The sequence below is a fragment of the Metabacillus endolithicus genome, from assembly GCF_023078335.1.
In the GTDB taxonomy this organism is placed as follows: Bacteria; Bacillota; Bacilli; order Bacillales; family Bacillaceae; genus Metabacillus; species Metabacillus endolithicus.
This window is the reverse complement of sequence record NZ_CP095550.1, coordinates 2,372,179-2,384,906: the sequence shown is the minus strand read 5'-3', so window position 1 is coordinate 2,384,906 and position 12,728 is coordinate 2,372,179. Positions and strand designations below refer to the sequence as shown.

The 12,728-nt window shown below is 37.5% G+C and carries 9 protein-coding genes and 1 pseudogene; 8 read left to right on the top strand and 2 right to left on the bottom strand.

The genetic code is table 11. The features are described 5' to 3' along the window. Nucleotides 1-65: 65 nt before the first annotated feature. The 8 genes from MVE64_RS12340 to MVE64_RS12305 all read left to right on the top strand — a co-directional run bounded on the left by MVE64_RS12340 (nt 66) and on the right by MVE64_RS12305 (nt 10,367). Nucleotides 66-1,367: an ABC transporter substrate-binding protein gene (locus tag MVE64_RS12340; protein ID WP_247346705.1), complete on the top strand. Its 1,302-nt coding sequence runs from the start codon at nt 66-68 to the stop codon at nt 1,365-1,367. Nucleotides 1,368-1,446: 79 nt separating this feature from the next. Next, nucleotides 1,447-2,388 carry a carbohydrate ABC transporter permease gene (locus MVE64_RS12335; RefSeq protein WP_247346703.1) on the top strand — a complete coding sequence of 314 codons (942 nt, stop codon included), beginning with the start codon at nt 1,447-1,449 and terminating at the stop codon, nt 2,386-2,388. After that, entirely contained in the window at nt 2,388-3,230 is an 843-nt protein-coding gene (locus MVE64_RS12330) for a carbohydrate ABC transporter permease (protein ID WP_247346701.1), read from the top strand. Before MVE64_RS12335 ends, MVE64_RS12330 begins: the two co-directional genes overlap by 1 nt. 123 nt (nt 3,231-3,353) lie before the next feature. Next, complete coding sequence (locus MVE64_RS12325) at nt 3,354-4,355, top strand: LacI family DNA-binding transcriptional regulator (protein WP_247346700.1); 1,002 nt, start codon at nt 3,354-3,356, stop codon at nt 4,353-4,355. 37 nt (nt 4,356-4,392) lie between these two features. After that, a complete protein-coding gene (locus tag MVE64_RS12320; protein WP_247346699.1) occupies nt 4,393-5,742 on the top strand; it encodes a GH1 family beta-glucosidase in 1,350 nt (449 codons plus the stop codon). Nucleotides 5,743-5,856: 114 nt separating this feature from the next. Continuing rightward, complete coding sequence (locus MVE64_RS12315; protein WP_247346698.1) at nt 5,857-7,635, top strand: methyl-accepting chemotaxis protein; 1,779 nt, start codon at nt 5,857-5,859, stop codon at nt 7,633-7,635. 195 nt (nt 7,636-7,830) lie between these two features. Next, nucleotides 7,831-9,423 carry a cellulase family glycosylhydrolase gene (locus MVE64_RS12310; RefSeq protein WP_247346697.1) on the top strand — a complete coding sequence of 531 codons (1,593 nt, stop codon included), beginning with the start codon at nt 7,831-7,833 and terminating at the stop codon, nt 9,421-9,423. Between the two features lie 5 nt (nt 9,424-9,428). Then, the gene (locus MVE64_RS12305; protein ID WP_247346696.1) at nt 9,429-10,367 is read left to right on the top strand and encodes a carbohydrate-binding domain-containing protein; all 939 of its coding nucleotides are present in this window, start codon (nt 9,429-9,431) and stop codon (nt 10,365-10,367) included. Between the two features lie 245 nt (nt 10,368-10,612). On the opposite strand, the pseudogene MVE64_RS12300 reads toward MVE64_RS12305, so the two are convergent. Then, nucleotides 10,613-11,795: pseudogene (locus MVE64_RS12300) on the bottom strand (NRAMP family divalent metal transporter). 71 nt (nt 11,796-11,866) lie between these two features. Next, nucleotides 11,867-12,625 carry a LamB/YcsF family protein gene (locus tag MVE64_RS12295; RefSeq protein WP_247346695.1) on the bottom strand — a complete coding sequence of 253 codons (759 nt, stop codon included), beginning with the start codon at nt 12,623-12,625 and terminating at the stop codon, nt 11,867-11,869. Nucleotides 12,626-12,728 lie beyond the last annotated feature (103 nt).

Here is a 12,728-nt window from a genome sequence, read left to right as displayed (position 1 = left end):
CTAGTAAGGAAATCGGTTTCCGTAACAGGTAACGGTTATTAAACAAAAAACAAGGGGGAAATAAAATGAAAAGCAAGAAAAAATGGTTAGCTTCTGGTTTGTCTTTAGCTTTAGCATTTTCGTTAGCTGCATGTAGTGGTGGCGATAAGAAAGAATCTGCTTCAGAGGGCGGCGGAAGTGGAGATGAAAAAGTAGAACTAAACTTCTGGGCTTTCGGTGCAACAGGCTATGAAGAGTTAGTAAAAGAATATCAAGAACAAAATCCAAACGTAACTATAAAGTTTAAATCTTCCGAAACAGCTGAACATCATGATGCATTATTCACAGCTTTATCTGCTGGTAGTGGTGCTCCTGATATCGCAATGCTAGAAGTAGATCAATTTGATCGTTTCAAAGCAGCTCAAGATCGCTTTGCAAACTTATATGATCTTGGTGCAAAAGACGTTCAAGATCAATACCTAGATTGGAAATGGAATGCTGGTGAAAATGAAGGAGGAGACTTCTTATTCGGTCTTCCAACTGATATTGGTCCTAAAGCATTATACTACCGTACAGATGTATTCGAAGCAGCTGGTCTACCAACTGAGCCTGCTGAAGTAGAAGCATTAATTAATTCTCCAGAAGCTTTTAAAGAAGCTGGATTACAAGTAAAAGAGAAAACTGGTAAACCTTTCGTAGACAGTATTGAAATGGCTTACAGAGCACTTCTTGATCCTTCAGTTGAACAATACCTAAATCCTGATGGTGAATTAATCCTTGACAAAGAGGGTAGTTCAGTTAAAAAAGCATACGATTATGCAGTTGAATTAAATGAAGCTGGAATCGTTGGTAAGTTTGAAATGTGGACACCTGAATGGTCAAATGCCGTTAACACTGGTGAATTCGCTGCTGAATTAGGTGCTGGCTGGTTAAAAGGCTGGATGGAAGGTAATGCTCCAGATGCTTCTGGTAAGTTCAAAGTAGCTACATTACCAACTGAATTTGCTGCAAACTGGGGTGGATCTTACATCGCAATCCCAAGTGAAACTGAAAATGCACAAGCTGCATATGATTTCGTTGAATGGTTAGTATCACCTGAAAATCAATTAAAATCTTTCCAAAGCAATGGATTATTCCCATCTGCGCCAGCTGTATATGAAATGGAAGAATTCGCTTCTAACCAAGATGAGTTCTTTGGTGGTCAAGTAACATCTGAAGTATTTGCTCAAGCAGCACAAGATATCGAAGGTGCCGTTTTCAAAGGTGAAAAATACTTCCCAATACACCAAGAAATTCTAAATGCTCTTAAAAACGTTCAAGACGGTGCGGATCCAGAAAAAGAATGGAAAGCTGCTGTTAAACGTGCGCAAGATTTAGTAAATCGTTAATTCAAAAAAGAATGAAGCTAAGATATGGTGCAAAACGTTGCACCATATCTAGTTTTACTGAAAGAAACGGGGAGTGAAAATGGTTACTGCAAATGAAAAAGTAGTCAAAAAGAAAAGGTTTCTATCAGAAGAAAAGAAAGACATGATTTCTGGCTATCTTTATGTTTCACCTTTCTTTATCATCTTTGCTGTTATTGGTTTATATCCGGCGTTATTCAGTTTATATCTAGCTTTCCAAAAATGGAATGGGTTAAGCCTGGAGTTTGCTGGGTTAAATAACTTCAAAATTGTATTAGAAGATCCACTATTTTGGAAATCTTTATATAACACAATTGTTATTGGATTAATGGGTACTGCCCCTCAATTAATTATTGGGATTATCCTTGCATTTCTATTAAATCTATCGTTTCTCCGCTTTAGAAATTTCTTCCGAGTTACGATCTTCATGCCATATATTACGTCAATGGTTGCAGTAAACCTCATTTTTAGTGTGTTATTTAGTAATCACGAAACTTCCTTAGCCAATTATGTACTAGGCGTGTTTGGATTTGATCCGGTTAGCTGGGCTTCATCTGAATGGGGTACAAAAATTGCAATCTCCATCATGGTATTTTGGAGATGGGTTGGTTACAACACAATCATTTATCTAGCGGGTCTTCAAAGTATTTCAAATGACCTGTATGAAGCAGCAACAATTGATGGTGCAAATAAGTTCCAACAAATGCTTTATATTACAATGCCGATGTTAAAGCCGTTTATCATTTTAACTGTTTTCTTCTCAACAGTTGGTGCACTGCAATTATTCGCTGAACCAACAGTATTCTTAGGTGCATCAGCCTTTACAAGAGATGAAGCTATGACAGTTGTTATGTATCTGTATCGTGATGCGTTTAAATTACAATCATTTGGTACAGCATCTGCAACAGCCGTTATCTTGTTATTTATCATCATTATCTTCTCTGCAATTAATACGTTAGTAACATCTGGAAAAATCGGTAGAAAAAAGGAGGTAGCTAAATAATGGGTGACGTAGCAGGAACAAAAAAGTTTTCAAAAGGTAGAATTTTCATCTATACATTTCTTACTCTAGCATCACTTTTTTCATTGTTTCCATTTTATTGGATGTTTGTGATGGCAACTCGCCCAAGTTCAGCATATAACTCCATACCGCCAACGATTACGCCTGGTAATATGTTAGTGGAAAACTTCCAGAAGGTATTGGGTGCGATTGATTTCTTCCAAGCAATGATCAATACGGTGATTCTTTGTACATCAGTAACAATCATTGTATTAATAATTAGCTCACTAGCAGGATTTGCTTTTGCTAAATTTAGATTTCCTGGGAAAAACGCATTGTTTGTTTCGATTCTTTTAACAATGGTTATCCCACCGCAATTAGGATTAATTCCGCAATACTATTTAATTTCAAAAGCAGATTTGCTTGATACATTACAGGGTGTTGCGATTCTATTTTTCTTAAATCCATTAGGAATCTTTCTAATGAGACAATATGTAAGTAATTCGGTACCAGATGAATTAATTGAAGCAGCAAAGCTTGATGGGTGTTCGAATTTCAGAATCTACCGCAGTATTGTGTTACCAATCATTTTACCTGCATTTGCAACATTAGGTATTATTGTCTTCACAGCTGTATGGGGAGAATTCTTATGGCAATTTACAATTCTAAGAGATCCAGAAATGTATACAATTCAAGTTGCCTTGGCGACATTAAGTAACACATTCAACATTGACTTCGGTATGATTTTATCTGGTGTATTCTGGGCAACAGTACCTTTATTAATTATTTTCCTACTGTTTAACAGATTATTTATTTCTAGTATTACAGATGGTGCGGTTAAATAAAAAATTTCAATTTATTACCTTCTTTTTTCGCCCATTATCAAATTGTAAATTGCTTCAAATAATAGTAATCTAACAGTAAATAAGCAATCTATTATGAAGGCGAAAGGCAATTGAGGGACCGCTATGAATTTAACGATTAAAGATATTGCAAAGATGGCTGGAGTTTCTCCAGGAACTGTATCAAAAATTATTAATAACTATGGTGGCATTAGTGAAAAAACGAAGAAAAAAGTGCTGGATATTATCCAGGAAACAGGATATCAGCCAACCTTTTCAGCTAAAGCACTAGCCACCAAAAAATCGAATTTAATTGGGTTAATTTATGCCGGTAAGGTAAATGTTGAATTTACACATCCTTTTTTTAATGAGGTTGTTACATCGTTTAAAAAAACAATTGGTTCGCTAGGCTATGACATTATCATGTTCTCAAACGAACAATTCTACAAAGATAATGGTAGTTATTTAGCAAGATGTCGCCATTTTCATGTAGATGGCTGTGTCATTATCGCTGGTGAAGAAGTAGAGGATGCGATCTATGAGCTTGTGCGCGAGGAGATTCCTTGTATGGGGATTGACCTTGAGCTTAGCGGACCAAAAGCAAGCTTTGTGATGAGTGATAATGTGAATTTATCAAGAAAAGTGATTCAACACTTTTATTTGCAAGGAATTAGAAACATTGGGTTTATTGGTGGTCAAGAAGATTCTGCCATCACGATGTTTCGAGAAAAAGGTGCAAGAGAAACAATGGATCAGCTTGGTCTTGAGATTCATCAAGAGTGGTTTCAATATGGTGATTTCCATGAAGAAAGTGGATATCAAGCAATGAAAAAAATATTAGAAACAAATTCTTATCCCCGCGCTATTTTTGCCGTATCGGATATGATGGCTTTTGGTGCAATTGATGCGATTAGAGAAAAAGGACTAAGAGTTCCTGAAGATATATCTGTGATTGGCTGTGATGATATTGATGCATGTCGACATAGCAGTCCGAAGCTATCGACTATAAGGCAGGATAAAGAACAACTCGGTAAGCTTGCTGCGTATATGTTAAATGACATCATCAATGGAAAATCAGAATTAAAGCCTGTTTTTATCGATTCTGAATTAGTTGTGAGAGAATCATAAGGCTAAACATAGAAAAGAATTTGGTGGAGGTACAACAATGGCAATTATACAATTTCCAAAAGAGATGAGATGGGGAGCTGCAACGGCAGCATACCAAATCGAAGGAGCAGCAACTGAGGATGGAAGAGGTCTTTCCATTTGGGATACCTTTGCCAAAACACCTGGTAAAGTATTAAATGGCGATAACGGAGATGTAGCGTGTGACAGCTATCACCGCTATGAAGAAGATATCGCATTAATGAAAGAACTTGGCATTGATATTTATCGTTTTTCTGTATCATGGCCACGTATTTTTCCAAATGGAACTGGAGAAATCAATGAAAAGGGTCTTCAATTTTATCATGATTTTGTAGATGCATTGCTAGCAAACGGAATCGAGCCAATGTGTACGCTATATCACTGGGATCTGCCACAAGCTCTTCAAGATAAGGGTGGCTGGGAAAACCGTGAAACAGTAGATGCATTTGCTGATTATGCTGAGTTAATGTTTAAAGAGTTTAACGGAAAAATTAAAAAATGGATTACAATCAATGAACCTTGGTGTGTATCATTTCTATCAAACTTTATCGGACTTCATGCACCAGGATTCCAAAATTTACAATTAGCAACAACGATTTCACATCATTTACTACTTGCACACGGTAAAGCAGTATCCCGCCTAAGAGACGGAGGATACGAAGGTGAAATAGGTTATGCACCTAATACAGAATGGAACGAGCCATTTAGCAACAAACAAGAAGACATCGATGCTTGTAACAGAGCAACAGGCTGGTTTGTTGAGTGGTTCTTTGATCCTGTATTCAAAGGTAGCTATCCACAATTTATGGTAGAGTGGTTCGAGAAAAAAGGTGTGACAGTTCCAGTTCAAGAAGGCGACATGGACATCATCAACCAAGAAATTGATTTTGTTGGAATCAACTACTACACAGGCAGTGTGACTAGATACAAAGAAAATGATGGTTTACTAGATGCTGAAAAAGTAGATATTGGCTATGAAAAAACTGATTTTGATTGGAATATCTATCCTGAAGGCTTCTATAAGGTGTTAACAAAAATAAACGAACAATACGGTTCAGTGCCAATTTATATCACTGAAAATGGTGCCTGCTACAATGATGGAGTTGAAAACGGCAGAGTAAAAGATCAAGGACGTATTGATTACTTGAAACAGCATTTAACATCATTAAAGCGAGCAATGGATAGTGGTGTAAATATTAAAGGTTATCTCACATGGTCACTGCTTGATAACTTTGAATGGGCAGAAGGCTATGACAAGCGCTTTGGAATCATTCACGTTGATTTCAATACATTAGAAAGAACAAAGAAAGATAGCTATTATTGGTATAAACAAACAATAAAAAATGGTTTCTTTGATATGTTTTATTAAGGAATTTACCCCTTTTGGAAACCGATTTCGGTTTCGAAGGGGGTTTTTTCATAGATGGGGTTAAGAAAAAATAGATAAAAAACATAATAATGGCTGTCAGGATGGGGGATCTATATGCGGAAGCTCTTACATAAATACGTAAAGAGGCTGAGTAAAACTAGTAATGATCAACAATCTGTTGTGAAATTACCCTTAAAGCTAACTGTTGGAAGAAAAATTTTTACTGTATTTGCTATTATTTTTATTTTAATCGCAGCTCTTAGTGTTTCTACTTTAACTGGATTAAACTCAATGAACAAGAAGTCTAATGAAGTAGAGGATGTGTGGCTTCCATCAGTTGAAAGACTCGGTGAAATGAGGTATCTCGTTGAACAGGTGGCTGCATTTCAGTTGTTTTATGCTAGTGCTGAAACAATCGGAGAAATGAACCAATTTGATGGGCGATTTGATACTATTTTTAGTAGATTAGATGAGCTGTACGAACAGTTTGAAAAAACCATTTTGACGAAAGAAGAAGAGGAAATTTATAATGGCTTCCAAGCAGAATGGGATAAATACCTTGTTGTTCATGAGGAGATTCTTGCTCTATCAAGGGCTAATCAAGATGATGAAGCAAGTAAATTGATTAAACAATCTAGGCAACAGATTGAAACGATTGAAGGTTATTTAACAAAACTTGTTGAGATAAATCAATCAATGGCAACGAAAGCTGCGGAAGAGAGACATAATGTCACAACATTCGTTCTATCCATTACAGCTATTTTGATTGTGGTTACTCTAATTATCGCAATCATTATGGGTTTCCTTCTATCAAGAAGCATATCTCGGCCATTGTCAGCAATGTCGACGAGTGTGAAGCAGGTGGCGCAAGGAAATTTAATGCTAGAACCAATTTCTATTAAAAATAGGGATGAAATTGGTAAACTTGCAACAGACTTTAACACAATGACTGATAACTTGAAGCAATTGATCGTAGAAGTGATGAAAAACTCTGAGCAAGTGGCAACAACGTCAGAAGATCTCTCAGCTAGTGCTGAACAAACACAATCAAGTAATAATTCTATCTCTACTGCTATCAAAGAGGTAGCTGGAGGTGCAGAGAATCAGGTAACACGTGCTTCTGAAGCAAACCGTGTGATTCATGAAATTTCAAAGGGAATGACACAGGCTGCACGCTCTATACAAGCTGTCTCCGACCTAACATTAGCAACAAATGAGAAGGCAACAACTGGTCAAGGAATTGTTTCGCAAACAGTTGTTCAAATGAATGAGGTGCAACATAAAGTTCAACATACCTCTTCTGCAATGAATACATTAAGTAACAAATCAAACCAAATCGGCCAGATTCTTTCTTTAATAACAAGTGTTGCAGATCAAACAAATTTATTAGCTTTAAATGCAGCTATTGAGGCAGCAAGAGCAGGCGAGCATGGTAAAGGATTTGCTGTTGTAGCCGATGAGGTTAGAAAGCTTGCGGAGCAATCTGGACAAGCAGCTGAGGAAATTAAAAATGTGATCTATGAAATGCAAACAGAGGTTGAAAATGCGTTAAAATCAATGACAGATGGAATAAACGCTGTTAATGAAGGAATTGTTATGGTTAGTAAAACTGGTGATTCTTTTGGGAATATTGTTGAAATGGTAGCTAATGTTGCCTCACAATCACAGGAAGTTTCAGCTATTGTGGAGCAAGTAAATGCAAGTACACAAAGTATGGTGGATTTAATAGAAGAAATTGCAAATATATCTGTTTTTTCAGCTGGGAATACAGAGGAAGTGGCTGCATCAGTTGAAGAGCAGAATGCTATTATGACAAAAGTAACGTCATCATCTGAGGAATTAAGTTCAAAGGCATTGGCGCTTCAGGAGCTAGTAAAGAGATTCAAAGTATAGAATGATTGAATTATTAGAATTATTTTAATATACTACTTTAAATTAAATAAGGTCTATAGTATACTAGATTCAGTGTTAGCGTTTTCAAAAGAGGTTATTTTTTTAACTTGGGGAGAAAACGGTTTCTGAATCTTTTTTTCTCACTTCGGAAACCGGTTTCCATACATTTTTCACATCAAACAAGGGGGATTTATTTTGAAGCACAGAATGCTAAAAAGGTTTATGGCACTAATAATGGTTCTTGGATTATTAACATCATTACTACCTAATTTTGCTTCAGCAGCAGAAGCTGATTACAACAGCTTGCTTGTTGAACCAGGGAAAAGACCGTCTCAAGCTGGGGCATTAAGCCTTAAGGTTGTAAATGGACAAAAAACACTTGTTGATAAAAATGGCCAAAAGATTCAACTCCGTGGGATGAGTACTCATGGTTTACAATGGTTCCCAGGAATTTTAAATGAAAATGCGTTTTCGGCTCTTTCAAATGACTGGGGTTCAAATCTTATTCGCCTTGCGATGTATGTTGGTGAAGGTGGTTATGCAACAGATCCCAAACTGATGAAGCAACGTGTTATTGATGGAATTGAATTAGCAAAGGCAAATGATATGTATGTTATTGTCGATTGGCACGTACATGCTCCGGGAGACCCGAATGCTGATGTTTATAAAGGAGCATTGAATTTCTTTAAGGAAATTTCAAGTCTTTATCCGAACGATCCTCACATTATCTATGAATTAGCAAATGAACCAAGTAGTAATAGTAATGATGGACCGGGATTAACAAATGATGCAGAAGGTTGGGCAAAAGTAAAATCATATGCTGAGCCGATTATTAAAATGCTACGTGATAATGGAAATCAAAACATTGTGATTGTTGGTAAACCGAACTGGAGTCAACGTGCAGATTTAGCTGCTGATAATCCAATTGATGATAGCAACACAATGTATACAGTTCACTTTTACACTGGTTCACATCCAGCAGCATCAGACAGTTCAAATCGTGAAAATGTCATGAGTAATGCTAGATATGCCCTTGAAAAAGGACAAGCTGTTTTTGCAACAGAATGGGGAACAAGTGAAGCAAATGGAAACAATGGTCCATATTTAGAAGAAGCAAATCAATGGATCAACTTCTTAAATGAAAATAATATTAGCTGGGCTAACTGGTCTCTAACAAATAAAAATGAAACATCTGCAGCGTTTACTCCGTTTCAATTGGGGAAAACAGAGGCTACTGATTTAGATCCAGGTGCTGACCAGGTATGGGCACCGAAAGAATTAAGCTTATCAGGTGAATATGTTCGTGCTCGTATTAAAGGAGTTTCGTATGAGCCAATTGATCGTACAAAATACTCAAAAGTACTTTTTGACTTTACAGATTCTACACAAGGTTTTGGTGTAAATGGAGATAGTCCTGTAAAAGATGTAACACTAAAGAATGTTGATGGAGCTCTACAAATTTCAGGACTAAATGCAAGCAGTGATGTTTCTGCAGAAAACTATTGGGCGAATGTACGCTTGTCTGCTGATAACTGGGGTGAATCTGTTGATGTTTTAGGAGCGCAAGAACTATCAATGGATGTGATTGTGGACAAGCCAACAACTGTTTCTGTTGCAGCGATTCCACAAGGACCTTCAGCAGGATGGGCTAATCCGACGCGTGCAATTCAAGTGAAAGCAGAGGATTTTGAACCATTTGGAAATAAATACAAAGCAGTATTAACAATTTCAAAAGAAGATGCACCATCACTAGCAACAATTGCAGAAAGCCTGATAATAACAAGTTAGAGAATATGATCTTATTTGTTGGAGCTGAAAATACAGATGTTGTTTCTTTAGACAATATTACGGTAACTGGTAAAGAAATTGAGATTGAAGTAGTTAATGATCCAGAAGGAGCAGCAACACTTCCATCTACTTTTGAAGATGATACTCGTCAAGGCTGGAAATGGAGTGGAGACTCTGGAGTTAAAACAGCATTAACAATTGAAGAAGCAAACGGTTCTAAAGCACTATCATGGGAATTTGCTTATCCTGAAGTAAAACCAACTGACAACTGGGCATCAGCTCCACGCCTAGACTTCTGGTCAGAAGATTTAAAGCGCGGTGACAATGAGTATGTTGCATTTGATTTATATCTTGACCCAACTCGTGCAACAGAAGGTGGAATTTCTATTAACCTAGTTTTCCAACCAGAATTACTTGGCTTTTGGCAACAATCCGCAGAAACCTTTGATATTGATTTAACAGCATTAGACTCCGTAGAAAAAACAGCAGATGGTCTATATCATTACGAAGCGAAAATTGATGTTACAAACCTTGAAAACGTAAAATCAGATACATCATTACGCAACATGCTATTAATTTTCGCAGATGATGAAAGTGATTTTGCAGGAAGAATGTTTGTTGATAATGTAAGATTTGATAAAGCCTCTGCACCTGGTACAGGAGACGGAGAAGAAGAAACACCAGCTCAACCAGGCACTGGTGAAAACGATGGACAAACACCAGCCGACCCTGCCGACAATGACGAAGCAAGCAAAGACCCTGTAACAACACCTGTAAAAGATAAAGAAAAAGCAGAAGAAAAAGCTAAAGACAAAAACGGTGAAAAACTACCAAAAACAGCTACAAACTCATTCAATACACTATTAATTGGTGGACTAGTACTACTAACCGGGGCTGGAGCTTATTTCTATGTAAGAAGAAGAGCTAATTTAGAACAAGAATAATAAATTAAAAAGCTTGTAGAGATTGTGATCTCTACAAGCTTTTTTTGGTTCTGATTGTTGTTTTTAAATAAATTTAAAGAACAATAGTGTAATGGAGCGGAAGACACTTGACTCCTGCGGGAAGTGAGGAAAGGCCAAGACCCCGCAGGCAAAGCCGAGGAGGCTTGGCTTCCTCCCCGCGGAAAGCAAGTGTCTGCAGCGCAATGGAACGAGCTAATTTTTACCCTTAGTCTACATTCACCAAATCAAAACAACTGAGGAAGCGACTTAATAATCGTATATGCACCCAAAAATGCCATCACAATCACTACAAGCGCTCCCGAAATCGTTAACCATAACGGATGCTTATAATCCCCAACAATACTCTTCTTATAAGCCGCAACAAGCAAGGTTCCAAGCGCTAATGGCAGAATAAGTCCGTTTAAAGCTCCAACCAACACTAACACTTTAACAGGCTTACCAATCAACACAAAAGCAAGAGTTGACACCACAATAAAACCAATTGTAATGACCTTATTATTTCTCTCTAATTTATCACTGAATGTACGAATAAACGAAACAGAAGTATACGCTGCACCAACAACTGATGTAATAGCAGCAGAAAACATAATAATACCGAAAATTTTATAACCAACATCTCCAGCTGCAAGCTGAAACACAGATGCAGGTGGGTTCGTTGGATCAATTTGTGATCCTAACCCTTTTGAAACAACTCCCAGTACAGCTAAGAAAAGGGCAATACGCATAACAGATGTAAATAAAATCCCGACAACAGAGCTTCTTGTTACCTCTGGAATCGCGGCTTTTCCTTTTATACCAGCTTCTAAAAGACGATGGCCACCAGCAAAGGTAATATATCCACCAACTGTACCACCAACTAGCGTTACAATCGCTAAAACATCAATTTGCGAGGGTGCTACAGATCTGATAATCGCTTCACCAACAGGAGGAGCTGTTGTAATCGCAACATAGATCATTAATCCAATCATGACAAATCCTGCAATTTGTGTGAAGCGATCCATTGCTTTTCCTGCTTCTTTTACAACGAAAATAAAGATTGCAATCACTGCACCAATCACCGCACCAACCTCCGGCGATACACCGGTTATTGCGTTTAAACCGAGTTCCGGCACCCGCAATATTCCCAATATTAAAGGCAAGACCTCCAAGGACGATCAGGAAAGAAAGGATATACCCGAGTCCCGGGAAAACCATGTTGGCGATATCTTGTCCTCTTCTTTCAGAAACAGCAATAATTCGCCATATATTTGTTTGAGCAAAAATATCTAAAATAATAGAAACTAAAATAACAAAACCAAAACTGGCTGCTAATGTTTGAGTAAACACAGTTGTTTGTGTTAAGAAACCAGGTCCAATTGCTGAGGTTGCCATTAAAAAGGCAGCTCCCATTAAGAGTGACCAATTCATTTTTGGTAAAGATGATTTGCTTTTATCTTCCTTTTTTGGTGAAACATTAAGTGGCTCCATAAATTTTCCTCCTAACTAAACGCTTTTACTTCTATGCCTTCAGATTGCATTGACTCTCTTAGCTGTTTAGCGAATACAAGAGCCTCAGGACCATCTCCATGAATACAAACTGTTTGAGCTAATACAGGTACATCAACGCCTTGCGTTGAACGAACTTTTCCTTCCTTGATCATACGAATAACCTGTGAAACAGAATCTTCGTAGCTATGTATAAGTGCATGGGGTAGAGTTCGTGGTGTTAATGAGCCGTCGTGCTGATAAGTTCGGTCAGAAAAGACTTCATGTGCTGTATTAAGTCCGATTTTTTCACCAGCCTTTACTAATTCACTTCCGGCAAGACCGAAAAGAATCAGCTGTGGATCTACTTTGTAAACAGCCTCGGCAATCGCTTCCGATAATTCTCTGTTTTTTGCCGCCATATTATACAAAGCACCGTGTGGTTTAACATGCTGCATTTTTTCTCCTTCTGCCTTTAAAAAGCCGGAAAGAGCTCCTATTTGGTAAACAACGAGATCATAGGCTTCCTGCGAAGAAATGTTCATGTTACGTCGACCAAAGCCTGCTAAATCAGGTAGTCCAGGGTGTGCTCCAATTTTAACGTTATTCTTAAGAGCAAGTTGCACGGTTTTTCTCATGACAGAAGGATCTCCGGCATGAAATCCACAAGCAACATTTGCTGATGTAATAAATTGAAGAACTTCTTCATCCATCCCAATTTTATAAGCCCCAAAACTTTCTCCCAAATCACAATTCAAATCAATTTGATACAAACAAGATTCCCCTTTTAAAAAAATGAGTACAAGTATAGCTTTGTTCCCGAATTTAGGAACTAAAGTTTCAATTATTGTAACATGGATTGACTATAATGTATCT